Below are 15,526 nucleotides of genomic sequence, written 5' to 3' on the forward strand. Positions count from 1 at the left end.
GGGTTGCGAAGCAGCCCCAAAACCATTCAGCGCGGAGTATCAGTTAAACCGGGTTGTCTGATTTTGGGCCCGCTGCGCAGGCCAACGGGGATAAATCCCCTCGCCACAGGTAACTCAACTCATCACAGGGGGGAGGCGGGTTATTTTGCGGTGAATTTCAGTATCACGCTGTGGCTGTAAGTCTGCCCCGGATCCAGACGCGTGCTCGGGAAGTTCGGCTGATTCGGCGAGTCCGGATAGTGCTGGGTCTCGAGGGTAAACGCGCCCCAGTGCGGATACACCTTGCCGGCCTTGCCCTTGACCGTGCCGTCGAGGAAGTTGCTGGTATAGAACTGCACGCCCGGTTCTGTGGTGAACAACTGCAGATGGCGTCCCGACTGCGGATCACTGACCTCAGTAGCAACTTTGCTGAGATCACCCTTGGTGTCCAGCGCCCAGTTGAAGTCGAAGCCACCCTGTTTCGGCTCGGCAAATTTCAGTTGTGGATGATCAGCCTTGATGTGCGTACCAATCGCCGTCGGTTTGCTGAAATCCATTGGCGTGCCGGCCACTGGCGCCAGTTCGCCGGTCGGGATCAACTTGGCGGTGACGGGGGTGTAATGGCTGGCGTGCAGGGTGGCGACCTGTTTGAGGATATCGCCATTGCCGGCGCCGGCGAGGTTGAAGTAGCTGTGGTTGGTCAGGTTGAGCACCGTCGGTTTGTCGGTGCTGGCCTTGTAATCGATGCGCAACTCGTTGTTGTCGGTGAGGCGATAGGTGACTTCGGTGGTGAGATTGCCGGGGAAGCCCATTTCACCGTCCGCCGACAGATAAGTCAGGGTCACGCCGACCGAATCCTTGTCCTTGGTTTCTTCGGCCTTCCAGATCTTCTTGTCGAAGCCCAGGGTGCCGCCATGCAAGGCGTTGGATTTGTCATTCTGTGGCACTTGATAGCGCTTGCCGTCGAGTTCGAACGCGCCGTCGGCGAGGCGATTGCCGAAACGGCCAATGGTCGCGCCGAAATACGCGGTGCCTTTCTGATAGCCCTGCACATCGTCGAAACCGAGGACGACGTCATCGAACTTGCCGTGCTTGTCGGCCACTTTCAGCGATTGCAGGGTTGCGCCATAGGTAATGACGGTGGCCTGCATGCCATGGCTGTTGCGCAGGATGTATTGCTCGACGGGCGTGCCGTCATTGGTTTTGCCGAAGGCTTTGTGTTCGGCGGTCAAGCCGGCGGCGTTGGCGGAGAGGGTGGCGATCATCAGGGACAGTCCGAGGCCGCAGAGTTGGGGACGGGATTGAAGCATGGTTGACCTTCCTTTTTGTTGTTGTTTTCAAATTACCGCTGACCCCTGTGTAGGAGCTGCCGAAGGCTGCGATCTTTTGATCTGGCTTTTAAAAATCAAAGTCAAAAGATCGCAGCCTTCGGCAGCTCCTACAGGGCAACTAGTCATGCTATTTACGTTTTCAGTGAAGATTTATAGTTGATTAATCGTTTATTTCAACAATAAAGACGGACTAATTGCTTTCAGAGAAAGCGCCGGGGGTCGGCTGGTGACGCGCACCACTGCACTTTTTCACAATCGGCGGCTCTATCCATGGCCAGGATGCGGTGACTCCCGCCGCACAGGAATGTGCCTGTTCGAGAATTCATGCCGAGAGCTTTTGCCCTGATTGCCGATTTTTTCCGTCGCCCGTGCCTGTTGCTCGCCTGCTTGTCGTCGCTGTTGTTCAGCGGTTGCAGCCATCAGGACGGCAACGGTTTCTTCAACCAGATTCGTGAAGGTCAGCCGCAGGAATTCCTGCAGACCAGCGTCGATCGCATGGCCACCCTGGCGATGCGCGACAACCTCAGTAGCCTTTATCGGTTGATGGGCAAGCTCTACCTGCGCAATCCGGATGAGCTGCGCAAGTCGGGTTTCCTCAATATTCATGCCGCCGTGAAACAGGTGCGGCTGGCCATCGAGCAGCAACAGCCGTTGCCGGTGCTGGGCGGGCGCAAAGATCTCGCGGCGCTCAGTTACGCTATGAGCCCGGAATTTCTCGGTGACCGCGTCGGCGCGTTCATCTATGCGATCGGCAGCATGCTGGTCACCGCCCACGGCAATCGCGTCGAGTTCTACATGACCGATGCGATCAACCCGACCTTCGTCCATAACGCGGCGCGCAACATCGAAAAAGCCACGTGGATTCTCTCGCAGCGGCAGAACAAGGAAGGTCAGCCGCTGCTGTTTTCCAATGAGATTTCGGAGGAGGGCAGCAACCTCAGTTTTGCCACCGAATTCGGCAAAATCGTCGCGCGCCTGGATCTGCTGACGCAAATGCTCGATGAGCGCTACCGGCGCATCGGCCTCAATTACGCGCAGAGCCTGCTGTTCCTGAATTTCCTGCCCGTCCAGTAACCGCCACGATGGCTGCAAATACCTGCCCGTGCAGGAGCTGCCGAAGGCTGCGATCTTTTGATCTTTTTTACGATCAACGTCAAAAGATCGCAGCCTGCGGCAGCTCCTACAGGTTAGAGTTGTGGTTGGTAATTTTGTATACAATTCTTTGTGAAACTAGATCCAAAGGGAGCCGCACCCGTCATGACCGACCCTGCTAGCGCTGATTTCACTCGCGTTGATCGCACTGTTCGTGCGGACAAACTGCCCTATGCCGCGTTGCTGGCGTTCGCCATGACCGGGTTCATCGCCATCCTCACCGAAACCCTGCCAGCCGGGCTGCTGCCGCAAATCGGCGCCGGGCTCAACGTCAGCGAAGTCCTTGCCGGGCAACTGGTCACCCTGTATGCGCTGGGTTCGATTGTCGCGGCGATTCCGCTGACCGTGGCCACGCGCGGCTGGCCACGGCGACGGGTGCTGTTGATGACGGTCGGTGGGTTTCTGGTTTTCAACACCATCACCACGTTCTCCAGCCACTACGGCTTGACGCTGACCTCGCGCTTTCTTGCCGGGATGGCGGCGGGGCTGTCGTGGGGGATCATGGCCGGGTATGCGCGCGGGATCGTGCCGGTGCATCAACAGGGACGAGCGCTGGCGATTGCCATGCTCGGCACGCCGGTGGCGTTGTCGCTGGGGACGCCGGCGGGAACCTGGCTGGGTAATCTGATCGGCTGGCGTGCGTCGTTCGGGATCATGTCGGCGCTGGCACTGGTGCTGGCCGCGTGGATCGTCATCGCCGTGCCGGATCGTCCGGGGCAGGCCAGCGACGAACGCCTGCCCTTGCTCGAATCCTTGCGCCTGCCGGGCGTGCGGCCGGTGCTGTTCGTGGTGCTGACGTGGATGCTTGGGCACAACATTCTCTACACCTACATCGCGCCGTTTCTGATGCAGGCCGGACTGGCCGAACGCGTTGACCTGGTGCTGCTGGTGTTCGGCCTGTGTTCGCTGGTGGGCATCTGGATCATTGGCATGCTGGTGGATCGCTGGTTGCGCTGGCTGACGCTGATCAGCCTCGCGGTGTTTGCCCTGACGGCACTGGTATTGGCGCTCGCCGCTCCGTCAGCAGGGATCATCTACGCCTGCATGGCCGTGTGGGGCTTGTCGTTTGGCGGCTCGGCAACCCTGTTGCTGACCTCGGCAGCGGACTCGGCAGGTGATCACGTCGACGTGGTGCAGGCGATGCTCACCACTTCCTGGAACGTCGCGATTGCCGGCGGCGGATTGTTTGGCGGCTTATTGCTGGATCGGGCGGGAGCGATGTCGTTTCCGTGGGCGCTGCTGATTCTCTCGCTCATCGCGCTGGCCACGGTGTGGCTCAACAAAACCCACAGCTTCAAACCGGGCCGCAGACTGCACTGACCCACGTCCCCCTGTAGGAGCTGCCGCAGGCTGCGATCTTTTGATCCGGATTTTAAAAAACAAGATCAAAAGATCGCAGCCTGCGGCTCCTACAGGGGTGGGATGGTGTTAGGGTATAACGATAGACCGTATCGATATATGTGGTTATAAGAAAAATCGCTATGCTGCGGGCCAGATTTTTCCTGTCGTTTTTCTGGACGGTTTAATGGAATTGGCAAATTTCGGCCTGGTGATTGCCGGGCTGGTGGTGGGTTTTATTGTCGGCATGACCGGTGTCGGCGGTGGTTCGTTGATGACGCCGATCCTGCTGTGGTTCGGCATCAACCCGGCAACGGCGGTCGGCACTGACCTGTTGTACGCCGCCATTACCAAATCCAGTGGCGTCCTCGTTCACCGCAAGAACCAGAACATCGATTGGGCCATCACCGGCTGGCTGACCCTCGGCAGCGTGCCGGCGGTGGCGCTGACCTTGTGGTTCCTCAGCTCTCTGCACACCGCGCCGGACGCGATGAACGCCATCATCAAACAGGCATTGGGCTTCGTCCTGTTTGCCACGGCGCTGGCGATTTTCTTCAAGAAACGCCTGCTCGACTTCGCCCACAAACGCGCGGGGGGCAACTACAACCCGAGTGGTTCGCGGCTGAACGTGATGACCGTGATCACCGGTCTGATTCTCGGCACCATGGTCGCGTTGACCTCGATCGGTGCCGGCGCATTGGGCACGGTCGCGTTGTTCATCCTCTATCCGCTGTTGCCGACCCGTCGCCTGGTCGGCACCGAAATCGCCCACGCCGTGCCGCTGACCCTGGTCGCCGGCCTCGGCCACGCGAGCATGGGCAACATGGACTGGGGCGTGCTGGGCTTTTTGCTGGTGGGTTCGTTGCCAGGCATCTGGCTTGGCAGTCACCTGACCGGACGCATCTCCGATGAAGTCCTGCGCCCGTGCCTGGCGACGATGCTGGTGCTGATCGGCTACAAACTGGCGTTCTGATCCAGCCCTGCCAAATTCGGTTTCATGTAGGAGCTGCCGCAGGCTGCGATCTCTTGATGTTGTTTTGAAGATCAAAAGATCGCAGCCTTCGGCAGGTCCTACGGGTGTTCTTACTGGCGGGTGGTGTATTTCATCACTGTCACCGGCAAATCATCGTAGACGAGTTCTTCAATCACTTCCCAACCCAGTCGCGCATACAGCGACTGCGACGTGTCGGTGTACAGATACAGCTCAGGCACGCCCAGCGCCGTCGCTTCTGCAACCACTCGATTGACCAGTTGCGATGCGATCCCGCTACCGCGCTCTTCAGCCTTCACGTAAACCCCGGCCAGCCATGGCGTCAGGTTCGGCCGCAGTTTCAGATCGTTCTCGATCAGCAATGCACCGCCCAGCAGTCGTGAACCCTCAAGCGCCACCACCACACTGGGTACTGCACCTTTGCCACACGATGCGCGCATATGTTCGATGCGGTGCTCGACGGTTTGCCCTGGGCGAAATTCGCCCCACTCCTTGAAGTTGAGGGTGGCCAGTTCTTCAATCAATTCGGGGTGATCGCACAGGTAATCGATGTGCATGCGGGGGAACTCCATTTCGTTGGCAGAACCACCACCCTAATGCGGTCATAAAAGGTAATCAAATCCGGGTTGCGATCACGCCGATGATGTTGCGCAATGTCGTGCCTGTCCTAAGCTTCTGACTAGGCGACAGATATTTGCCGGGTTGCCCCGGAACAATCGCCACGATGCGCAATCATTAGAGCGTGGATATCAAAAGGAGATGCGCATGCTCATCAGGTCATTGACCCTGACACTCTTGCTGGCGATTGCCGGCCCCTTGTTCGCCGCTGACAACGATTCGCCCATCGCCGGGGATATGGGCCGCGCCCGACCGCTGATCGTGATCGCCCAAAGCACGGTCGACCCCGTTTGGGTCAGCCTGAAAAAGTCGCTGGAAGACCCGGCGAATAAAAAAGGCGTCGTCGACCGCAACATCAAGGTCTACACCATCCTCAACATGTCCGGCCAACTCGACGGCAAGGACATGGGCCAGCAAGACACCATGGCGCTGCTGCGCTCGCTGAAGCTGGGTGCGGGGGCCTATCCGAAAGTGTTCCTGGTGGGCAAGGACGGCGAGACCAAACTCACGGCCTCGGGGGATGAGGCGAAGTCGGTTGATCTGAAGAAAATCTTCGACACCGTTGACGCATTGCCGGCAACCGAGAAGGACATTGCACCGCCGTCCGTGGCGACTACACCTGCTGCTACCGAGCCGGCAGCGAAAGGCGCGAAAGGTGCCAAACCGAGCAAACTGGCAAAACCGGCCAAGCCACCGGAAATGCCGGATGACTGATTACACCGCCACTGAATAGGGTAGATCCCATGTGGGAGCGAGCCTGCTCGCGAAAGCAGCGTATCAGTCGGTGCATAAGCTGATGGGTACACCGCTTTCGCGAGCAGGCTCGCTCCCACATGTTTTGCGTTATCCAAAGCCGCTCGATACGTCCGGACTCCACTTACGGCTTGCGTCATAGAGGGAAAGACCAACGTCGATAGCGTGAAAGAATCTAAAAAACTGTCAACTTTGACAGTTCTTATCATCAGCCCACTAGTCAATCATTGAGCCGTAACGCAGCGATGCAGGCTGCTTCGAATCTTTGATTTGCTGAATGGAGTTGAGATATGGGCGTTGACATTACGGTCTTGACACAAGGCGATGGAATCAGTTTTCCAAAGAATGGTGACACCGTTACTGTTCATTACACCGGCAGGCTTTTGGATGGTAGCAAGTTTGACTCAAGCCTGGATCGAGGCAAGCCCTTCAAGTTCATTTTAGGTTCAGGGCATGTCATCAAAGGATGGGATGAAGGCGTTTCGCGCATGACGCTCGGAGAGAAAAGTGTACTGACAATTTCTCCGGATTTTGCTTATGGGGAGCTAGGGCATCTCCCTGTTATTCCAGCGAGATCAACGCTGAAATTTGAAATTGAACTGCTTGGGATTAACCGTTGATTTGAAAAAGCAGTAACGAAATGGGCGACCCTTGTAGGAGCTGCCGAAGGCTGCGATCTTTTGATTATCAGTCAGCAACAGCACCGAGGATTTCGTGAGCAATCTTCACCCGCTCTGAAATCAGGAAATTCTTGTTGGCCATGATCACGATGCCAATGCCCCTGCTCGGCGCAACGCCCCATAAGTCCCGAAGCCACCGCTAGATTAAACGTAGAAACAAAAAGATCGCAGCCTGCGGCAGCTCCTACGTAACCGAGTGAAAACCCGATCCTGTAGGAGCTGCCGCAGGCTGCGATCTTTTGATTTTCAGTCAGCGATAGCGCTGAAAATTGTATGGGCGATTTTTACTCGCTCAGGAATCGGAAAATTCTTGTTGGCCATGATCACGATGCCAATGTCCTTGCTCGGCACAAACGCCACGTAAGTGCCGAAACCACCGGTAGAGCCGGTCTTGTTGATCAACACGTTCTGCGGTTGCGGCTGCGGTGGATTCAGCCACTGCACCTTGTGCGCCTCCATGGCCATTTCCGTCGAGTTGCCGGCCAGCAAGCGGTCGAGGCTGATCGGGTAGCGATACATTTCCCAACCCAGGCCCTGGGTCATGTCGCCAACGGTGTAATAGCCGGTCTGGGTGTTGGCGATGGTTTTTTGCAGGGTCGCTTCCAGCGTGCCCGGTTTCAGGTTGGCCTGAACATAGCGCAGCATGTCCACCGCGCTGGTTTTCACACCGTAGGCTTGCGAGTCGAGCGCGCCCGGTGTGACGCGCACCGGCGTGCCGTTCTTGTCATAGCCCTGCGCATACAGATTCATTTGTGCGGCGGGCACGCTGAGGTAGGTGTGGGCAAGGCCCAGTTTCGGCAGCAGGGTTTGCGTCATCGCCTGATCGAACGGCTGGCCGAGGCTTTTCGCCGCCAGATAACCGAACAAGCCAAGGCTTGGATTGGAATATTGGCGATGGCTGCCCGCCGGATAAAGCGGTTTCCATTGTTGGAAATAGCCGAGCATCTTGTCGGACGAATCCGCGTCGTCGGGGAATTGCAGCGGCAAACCACCGGCGCTGTAGGTGCCCAGTTGCAACACACTGATGTTGTCGAAGGCGCTGCCTTTCAATTCAGGCCAGAGCTGGCTGGCTTTGGTCGACAGGTCCAGTTTGCCTGTGGCCTGCGCGTAACCGGCGAGGGTGGCGGTGAAGGTTTTGCTCACCGAGCCAATTTCAAACAGGGTGTTTTCGCTGACCTTCTGCCCGGTGTCTTTTGCCGCGACGCCGTAGTTAAAGTAATGCGCCTGGCCGTTGATGGTCAGCGCCACGGTCAGGCCAGGAATGCCCTGTTGTTGCATCACTGGCGCGACGGCGTCGTTGACCAGTGTTTGCAATTGCGCGTCGGTGGGTACGGCGGCCATGCACGAGGTCGCGCCGAAAAGCAGGCCGAAAGTGGCGCACGAAATGACTTTGCTTGAATAGATGGATGACATGAATGAACCACTCTCCATGAGTGTTGATGGTGTTATCCCGCTACACTGCGGGCGATTTCTTCGTTGGGCAACTGATCAGCGCCGCCAATTTAGTCAGCGGGCCGCTAATCGACAAACGACGAAAACTCGCACGAGCCATTAGAAAAATTTGGGATTGGGCATGATTCGACCGCAATTGCCGCTGAACGCACTGCGCGCCTTCGAAGCGTCGGCGCGCCATTTGAGCTTCACTCGCGCGGCCGTGGAGCTGTGCGTGACGCAGGCGGCGGTCAGCCATCAGGTCAAAAGCCTTGAGGCGCAACTCAACGTCACGCTGTTCAAACGCCTGCCCCGCGGGCTGATGCTGACCAGCGAAGGTGAAACCCTGCTGCCGGTGTTGAGCACTTCGTTCGACCACATCGCGCAGATTCTCGAACGTCTTGCCGGTGGCCAATATCGCGAGATGTTGACCGTCGGTGCAGTGGGTACGTTCGCCGTGGGCTGGTTATTGCCGAGGCTGGCGGCCTTTCGGGCGAAACATCCGCTCATAGATTTGCGGCTGTCGACCAACAACAATCGCGTCGATGTGGCCGCTGAAGGCCTCGATTACGCAATTCGTTTCGGCGCCGGGGCGTGGCATGGCATCGAAGCCACACGCTTGCTTGATGCGCCGCTTTCGGTGTTGTGCGTGCCTGAAATCGCCCGGCAATTGCATGCGCCGGGGGATTTGTTGCAGCAGACCTTGCTGCGCTCCTATCGCACTGATGAGTGGCCGGAGTGGTTTCATGCGGCCGGGTTGGCAACGCAAGCGGCGCCACCGCAGAGCATCGTCTTCGACTCGTCGCTGGCGATGATGGAAGCGGCCTTGCAGGGCAGTGGGGTGGCTTTGGCGCCACCGCTGATGTTCGCCCGGCAACTGGCGGCGGATGCGATTCGCCAGCCGTTTGCGATCGAGATCACCACCGGCAGTTACTGGCTGACGCGGTTGCAATCGCGGCCGAAGACGGCGGCGATGAGTGCGTTCAAAAGCTGGCTGCTACACATGACGCAAACCCCGTAGGAGCTGCCGAAGGCTGCGATCTTTTGATCTTCAAAAAAAATCAAAAGATCGCAGCCTTCGGCAGCTCCTACAGTTATCAGTGATACATCAGCGGACCAGGCATGGCCGTTTGTTATCGAATTTCCACCCGGGAATCAGAAATTGCATCGCCACGCTGTCATCCCGCGCGCCGAGGCCCATGCCTTTATACAGTTCGTGGGCCTTGGCCACCTGGTCCATGTCCAGCTCCACGCCCAGCCCCGGTTTTTTCGGCACTTGCACGCAACCGTCGACAATTTGTAGCGCAGCCTTGGTCAGGCGCTGGCCGTCCTGCCAGATCCAGTGGGTGTCGATGGCGGTGATCTCGCCCGGCGCGGCGGCGGCGACGTGGGTGAACATTGCCAGCGAAATGTCGAAGTGGTTGTTGGAGTGCGAACCCCAGGTCAGGCCCCACTCGTGGCACATCTGCGCCACGCGCACCGAACCCTGCATGGTCCAGAAATGCGGGTCGGCCAGCGGGATATCCACCGACTGCAACTGGATCGCATGACCCATTTCGCGCCAGTCAGTGGCGATCATGTTGGTGGCGGTTTTCAGTCCTGTCGCGCGGCGAAACTCGGCCATCACTTCGCGACCGGAGTAACCATTTTCCGCACCGCAAGGGTCTTCGGCATAGGCCAGCACCTGATGCTGATCGCGGCACAAACGAATGGCTTCTTTCAGTGACCACGCGCCGTTCGGATCGAGGGTAATTCGTGCATCAGGAAAGCGTTCGGCGAGCGCCGTCACCGCTTCAATTTCGGCATCGCCGCTGAGCACGCCGCCCTTGAGCTTGAAGTCCTTGAAACCGTATTTCGCGTGCGCCGCTTCGGCGAGGCGTACCACGGCTTCGGCGGTCATGGCCTGCTCGTGGCGCACACGGAACCAGTCATTGTCGGCGTCCGGTTCGCTGCGGTAGGCGAGGTCGGTTTCACGCTGATCGCCGACGTAGAACAGATAACCAAGCATCTTCACTTCATCGCGTTGCTGACCTTCGCCAAGCAACGCCGCCACCGGTACATCAAGATGCTGACCGAGCAGGTCGAGCAGGGCGGCTTCCAGGCCAGTCACTGCGTGAATGGTAATGCGCAGGTCGAAAGTCTGCAGGCCACGACCGCCGGCGTCACGCTCAGCGAAGGTCTGGCGCACCTGATTGAGGATCTTCTGATACGTGCCGATCGGGCTGCCGACCACCAGGCTACGCGCTTCTTCCAGCGTCTGGCGGATGCGCTCGCCACCGGGCACTTCACCAACGCCGGTGTGGCCGGCATTGTCCTTGAGAATGACGATGTTGCGGGTGAAAAACGGCCCGTGGGCGCCGCTCAGGTTGAGCAACATGCCGTCGTGGCCGGCCACCGGGATGACTTGCATGTCGGTGATGATCGGGGCTTTGGCAGTGTCGTGTGCGGTCATGTTTTTATCCTTTTAATTCGCAATCTTTAACAATGGACGTCAGGCGTGCTTTGGCGCGGCGTCGGCCACGGGTAATTCAGCAGCAGGTTTTGGTGTTGTGCGCGCGAAGAAGACAATGATCGCGGCGATGATCGAGGTCGCGGCCAGGCCATAGAGGCCGCCCTGAATCGAACCGGTGTGTTCTTCGAGCAGGCCAAACGTGGTCGGCGCGACAAAGCCACCGAGGTTGCCCACCGAGTTGATCAGGGCAATCACCGCCGCAGCGATCCGGGCATCCAGGTACGCCTGCGGAATTGGCCAGAACAGCGACGAAGCGGATTTGAAACCCAGCGCGGCAAAACAGATGGCGACGAAGGCGAAGACCGCTCCGCCGGTGGTCGACATGAACATCCCCGCCGCCGCAATCAACAGTGCGGTCGCGACCCAGGCCTGCTGGTGTTTCCACTTGGCTGAGAACGAGGCGAAGGCGTACATGCCGATGATCGACAGCAGCCACGGAATCGAGTTGTACAGGCCGACCTGGAAGTCGCTCATCTCGCCCATTTTCTTGATGATGCTCGGCAGCCAGAAGGTCGCCGCGTAGATGGTCAGCTGGATGAAGAAGTAGATCAGGCAGAACAGAATGATCTGTCGATCCTTGAGCAGCTTGCCCATCGACGGCCGTATCGGTGTCGCGGCTTCACGCGCCTTCTGTTCGTCATCGATGGCGTTGACCAGTGCGTCCTGTTCGGCGCGGGTCAGCCATTTCGCATCATGGGGTTTGGCGTCGAGCCAGAACCAGACGAACACGCACAGGCCTACCGAAAACATCCCCTCGATAAAGTACATCCACTGCCAGCCGTGCAGACCCAGCCCGTTGATTTGCAGGAGCAGGCCGGACAGCGGACCCGAGATCAGCGATGCCACGGCCGAACCGCTGAGGAAGATTGCAATCGCTTTGCCGCGCTCGACGCCGGGCAACCAGCGCGTGAAGTAGTAGATCACCCCGGGAAAGAACCCGGCCTCGGCCACGCCGAGCAGAAAGCGCAACACGTAGAAGTGGGTTTCGTTCTGGATGAAGGCCATGCCGGCGGCGACCAGGCCCCAGGTGAGCATGATCCGTGTCAGCCAGATTCGCGCGCCGACTTTCTGCAGGAGCATGTTGGAGGGGACTTCGAACAGCGCGTAACCGATGAAGAACAGACCGGCGCCGAAGCCGTAGGCGGCAGCACCAATACCCAGGTCGTGTTCCATGTGGGTGCGGACGAAACCGATGTTCACTCGGTCAATGTAATTGACGATAAACATGATCACGAAGAGCGGCAGGACGTGGCGTTTGACTTTCGAGATGGCCGAGGCGAGTGTCGAATCGACGCCCTCGTGCATCCCGGAGACGGAGGTTTTCACTTGGTTTTCTCCCACTGATTATTTTTATGCGGGGCAAGGCAGGTGCTGCGTTGTTGATAGACATCATACAACCTGAATTTTTTGTCCTACAAGTGGTAAGGGCCGAATAAATATTTATGAAAGCGCAGTTTTTTATGCTTTTGTGCGTAATAAGCCCGTGTTTGTTGATGGTTTGTTCGGGGGGGGCGTGTGCCGGCGCACAGGCTTTCATGGTTTTCTGAGACCGGATGATTGAATTGGTTGTTTCCGGTATTGAGTGTTGTCATACAAGTAAAATGGCAATTCATCACTAAAATCAATCGGGCCCGGCGCCCGTGCGGTGCTACGATCCGCAGGCCACGATGACCGGAATCGACCATGCAAGAAGACCTCGACGCCCCCGCCCGCAAACGCGCGCACAACCTCGCCCATGACCTGGTGGAGAAGCTCACCCAGAGCATTCTGCTCGGCCAGCTGTCGCCCGGCGACAAGCTGCCGTCGGAGAACGCCATCGTTCAGGAACACGGGGTCAGCCGTACGGTGGTGCGCGAAGCGATCTCGAAATTGCAGGCGTCGGGGCTGGTCGAGACACGGCACGGCATCGGCACATTCGTGATCGAACGCGCAGCCGAGCAGGGTTTGCGTCTGAATGTCGACACGGCACTTGGCGTGCGCAGCATTCTGGAACTGCGCCTGGGGCTGGAAACCCAGGCGGCGGCATTGGCGGCGCAGCGTCGCAGCGAACAGCAACTGCTGCAGATGCGTCAGGCGCTGGACGACTATCAACGTCTGCTGGCCAACAACGACAGTTGCGTTGAAGCCGACAGGCGGTTTCATCTGCTGATCGCCGAGGCCACCGGCAACGTCTGCTTCAGCGAGATCATGCAGCACTTGGGCAGCGCGATGATTCCGCGTCACCGGCTCAACGCCGCCGAGCGTGGCGCGGCGGATCTGAGCAAGCTCGGGCAGTTGGCCAATCTCGAACACGAGGCGATTTTCAATGCGATCAAGCGTCAGGATGCCGACGCAGCGCGCGCGGCGATGTGGCTGCACCTGAGCAACAGCCGCGATCGCTTCAGTGCGCAGGGCTGATCGCCGCTGGTCTGTTCGATAGCACGCCGGACACCGGTGCGCTTCCAACCTGTACGGCCCGGGATTTCCGGACCTCCTTCGTGAGGTGTGTCATGGCGAATGATTTGCTGTTTCAGGGTGGTGTTCTTCCCATCGACCCAACCCGGCCAATGCCCGGTACTGATGAACCGACGCTGGCCGATCATGATTCACCGATGGGCATGCCTCCGGGGCGCGATCCGCTGAGCGACGCCGACCGGCCGGATGACTGGAAGGATCCGGGAGCGGACGAGGATGTGCCGCCGGCGGATGAGCCGACGCCGTTGTCGGATGATCGGCGCTGAGAGGGTACTGACTCGGGTTTAATGTTGTTTGTTCTGGCCTCTTCGCGAGCAAGCCCGCTCCCACATTTGAAATGCATTCCAATGTGGGAGCGGGCTTGCTCGCGAAGACGGCATCAGCTTCAAATCAGATGTCCGATCAGGCCACAGCCGCCCGAACAACCCCGATCCGCCGCTCCAGATTCAACGCCAACACACTGATCAGCACCACTGCCGACCCCGCCAGCACCATCAATGTCGGCCGCTCGCCCAACCCCACCGAAGCAATCCCCATTGCCGTCGGCGGTATCAAGTACAAGGTCATCGTCGCCCGGCTCAGATCCACATGCTTGAGCACAAAACCCCACGCCAGATAAGCCAGCGCGCTAGGAAACACCCCGAGCGCCAACACCGCCCACTGCACCCGCAGCGGCGCGTGCATGACCCTTTCGCCCAGCCCCGGCAAATAAATCAGCAGCAACAACGTCCCCGACCACACCGCGTAACACGCCAGACTGAACCCGTCATATCGCCGTGCATGATGCTTTTGCAGGGCGAAATAGATGCTCCACGAAACCGCCGCCAGCAGGATCAGCAGGGCATGCGTGTCAATATCGCCCAAGCCCTTGTCGCCGCTGACCACAATCACCACGCCGACGAACCCGAGCAACACACAACCCCAACGCCAGACGCTGACGTGGTCCTTGAACAGGAACCGCGCGAGCAGCGTGCTGAACAGCGGACTCGATTGCGCCAGCACACTCGAGGCACCGGCACTGACACTCTGCTGGCCGATGTTCAGCGCCACGTGATGCAGGCTGACGGCGAAGAAACCCAAGGCCAGCAGCAACGGCATATCGCGCAGTTGCGGCAGGCGAATGCCCTTGAATACGGCCAACACGGCCATCAACAGCGACGCCAGAAGAAAGCGCAACAGCGCCAGATGCCCGGGGTCGTAGGCTTGCAGGCCGAGGTGAATACCGGTCGGCGAATACGCCCAGCAGGCGACGACGAACGCCATCGCCAGGATGATTTTGAACAGAGAAGTGGACGGCATGATCGCGCTACCAGAAGGGTGATGCGCCGAGTATCCGGGCGCGCAATCATTCGCCACAACTGACTTATACTGCGCTGAATGTTCACTCAGAGTGATGGGTATGGAGCTGGCACAGATCCGCATGTTCAAGACCGTGGCCGAGGTCGGCAGCATTGCCCGTGCGGCCCAAAAGCTGTTTTGCGTACCGTCGAACATCACCGCGCGCATCAAGGCGCTGGAGGCGGAATTGGGCGTTGCGCTGTTTTTGCGTGAAGGGCGCGGGTTGCGCATCAGCCCGGCGGGGCAGACTTTCCTCGTCTATGCCGAGAAAATCCTCGCGTTGACCGCCGAGGCCAAGCGCGCGGTCGATCCTTCGTCCGAACCGTCGGGGCCGCTGCGCATCGGCGCCATCGAATCTTCGGCGACCGGGCGTCTGCCGCGCTTGCTGGCGAAGTTTCACAAGCGCTATCCGCAGGTCGCGCTGGAGCTGACCACCGGCACTTGGGGACAGTTGCTCGATGACACCGTCAGCCATCGTCTCGACGGGGCGATTGTGGCGGTGGACGTCGAACGTTCGCAGCTCAAACGCACGCCGATGTACCGCGAGGAATTGCTGCTGATTGCCTCCACTTCCTTCGGGCCGGTGCGCGACATCAACGATCTGCAAGACAAGACCGTGTTCATGTGGCCGCAGGGTTGCCCTTACCGCGCGGCGCTGGAGCATTGGTTGTTGCGTCAGGGGCTGGCGTTGCCGATCGTCAGTCTGGCCAGTTACGGGGCGATTGTTGGCTGCGTAAGTGCCGGGGCCGGGGTGGCGCTGGTGCCCAAAGGCGTCTTTGAGCAGTACGCCAAAGGTGCCGGTTGCGTCGGGTTCGAATTTCCCGAACTGACGGCCGTCGACAATCTGTTTTACTGGCACGAAAACGCCGGGGTACACCCGGCGCGTGAAGCGTTTGTGGCGATGCTGCGTGAAGAATTCACCTGAAAACCACGCCCCCATCAATGTAGG

The 15,526-nt window shown here is 59.0% G+C and carries 15 protein-coding genes; 9 read left to right on the forward strand and 6 right to left on the reverse strand.

The features are described from left to right. Window positions 1-140: 140 nt before the first annotated feature. Window positions 141-1,289, reverse strand: coding sequence for an aldose epimerase family protein (locus C2E19_RS11490; RefSeq protein WP_129391886.1), 1,149 nt, complete (start codon window positions 1,287-1,289; stop codon window positions 141-143). A gap of 345 nt (window positions 1,290-1,634) precedes the next feature. Between C2E19_RS11490 and C2E19_RS11500 the strand changes: the two genes are divergently transcribed. The 3 genes from C2E19_RS11500 (at window position 1,635) to C2E19_RS11520 (ending at window position 4,773) form a co-directional block, all read left to right on the forward strand. Further along, window positions 1,635-2,384 carry a hypothetical protein gene (locus tag C2E19_RS11500; protein WP_129391889.1) on the forward strand — a complete coding sequence of 250 codons (750 nt, stop codon included), beginning with the start codon at window positions 1,635-1,637 and terminating at the stop codon, window positions 2,382-2,384. A 183-nt stretch (window positions 2,385-2,567) separates the two neighbouring features. Further along, entirely contained in the window at window positions 2,568-3,782 is a 1,215-nt protein-coding gene (locus C2E19_RS11510) for an MFS transporter (RefSeq protein ID WP_129391895.1), read from the forward strand. Window positions 3,783-3,987: 205 nt separating this feature from the next. Then, window positions 3,988-4,773, forward strand: coding sequence for a sulfite exporter TauE/SafE family protein (locus C2E19_RS11520; RefSeq protein WP_129391898.1), 786 nt, complete (start codon window positions 3,988-3,990; stop codon window positions 4,771-4,773). 110 nt (window positions 4,774-4,883) lie between these two features. On the opposite strand, the gene C2E19_RS11525 is transcribed toward C2E19_RS11520, so the two are convergent. Next, window positions 4,884-5,348 (reverse strand): GNAT family N-acetyltransferase, encoded by a 465-nt coding sequence (locus C2E19_RS11525; RefSeq protein ID WP_129391901.1) that lies wholly within the window; start codon window positions 5,346-5,348, stop codon window positions 4,884-4,886. 208 nt (window positions 5,349-5,556) lie between these two features. Here C2E19_RS11525 and C2E19_RS11530 point away from each other — a divergent pair, with 208 nt between their 5' ends. After that, window positions 5,557-6,123, forward strand: coding sequence for a DUF4174 domain-containing protein (locus tag C2E19_RS11530; RefSeq protein ID WP_129391904.1), 567 nt, complete (start codon window positions 5,557-5,559; stop codon window positions 6,121-6,123). A gap of 329 nt (window positions 6,124-6,452) precedes the next feature. Next, window positions 6,453-6,782, forward strand: a complete 330-nt coding sequence (locus C2E19_RS11540) for an FKBP-type peptidyl-prolyl cis-trans isomerase (RefSeq protein ID WP_129391910.1) — start codon at window positions 6,453-6,455, stop codon at window positions 6,780-6,782. A gap of 306 nt (window positions 6,783-7,088) precedes the next feature. On the opposite strand, the gene ampC is transcribed toward C2E19_RS11540, so the two are convergent. Continuing rightward, window positions 7,089-8,255 carry a class C beta-lactamase gene (ampC, locus tag C2E19_RS11545; RefSeq protein ID WP_129391913.1) on the reverse strand — a complete coding sequence of 389 codons (1,167 nt, stop codon included), beginning with the start codon at window positions 8,253-8,255 and terminating at the stop codon, window positions 7,089-7,091. A 160-nt stretch (window positions 8,256-8,415) separates the two neighbouring features. Between ampC and C2E19_RS11550 the strand changes: the two genes are divergently transcribed. Next, entirely contained in the window at window positions 8,416-9,294 is an 879-nt protein-coding gene (locus C2E19_RS11550) for a LysR family transcriptional regulator (protein WP_129391916.1), read from the forward strand. 87 nt (window positions 9,295-9,381) lie between these two features. Here C2E19_RS11550 and gudD read toward each other — a convergent pair whose 3' ends face one another. Both gudD and C2E19_RS11560 read right to left on the reverse strand, forming a co-directional pair. Then, window positions 9,382-10,725: a glucarate dehydratase gene (gene gudD, locus C2E19_RS11555; protein WP_129391919.1), complete on the reverse strand. Its 1,344-nt coding sequence runs from the start codon at window positions 10,723-10,725 to the stop codon at window positions 9,382-9,384. A gap of 39 nt (window positions 10,726-10,764) precedes the next feature. Further along, a complete protein-coding gene (locus C2E19_RS11560; RefSeq protein WP_129391922.1) occupies window positions 10,765-12,111 on the reverse strand; it encodes an MFS transporter in 1,347 nt (448 codons plus the stop codon). A 357-nt stretch (window positions 12,112-12,468) separates the two neighbouring features. Here C2E19_RS11560 and C2E19_RS11565 point away from each other — a divergent pair, with 357 nt between their 5' ends. Both C2E19_RS11565 and C2E19_RS11570 read left to right on the forward strand, forming a co-directional pair. After that, complete coding sequence (locus C2E19_RS11565; protein WP_129391925.1) at window positions 12,469-13,182, forward strand: FadR/GntR family transcriptional regulator; 714 nt, start codon at window positions 12,469-12,471, stop codon at window positions 13,180-13,182. 92 nt (window positions 13,183-13,274) lie between these two features. Beyond that, entirely contained in the window at window positions 13,275-13,505 is a 231-nt protein-coding gene (locus tag C2E19_RS11570) for a hypothetical protein (protein WP_129391928.1), read from the forward strand. 136 nt (window positions 13,506-13,641) lie between these two features. Here C2E19_RS11570 and C2E19_RS11575 read toward each other — a convergent pair whose 3' ends face one another. Then, the gene (locus C2E19_RS11575) at window positions 13,642-14,538 is read right to left on the reverse strand and encodes a DMT family transporter (RefSeq protein ID WP_129391931.1); all 897 of its coding nucleotides are present in this window, start codon (window positions 14,536-14,538) and stop codon (window positions 13,642-13,644) included. 100 nt (window positions 14,539-14,638) lie between these two features. On the opposite strand from C2E19_RS11575, the gene C2E19_RS11580 reads away from it, so the two are divergent. Continuing rightward, window positions 14,639-15,502 (forward strand): LysR family transcriptional regulator, encoded by an 864-nt coding sequence (locus C2E19_RS11580; RefSeq protein ID WP_129391934.1) that lies wholly within the window; start codon window positions 14,639-14,641, stop codon window positions 15,500-15,502. Window positions 15,503-15,526 lie beyond the last annotated feature (24 nt).

The organism is Pseudomonas sp. DTU12.3 (assembly GCF_004124275.1).
GTDB lineage: Bacteria > Pseudomonadota > Gammaproteobacteria > Pseudomonadales > Pseudomonadaceae > Aquipseudomonas > Aquipseudomonas helmanticensis.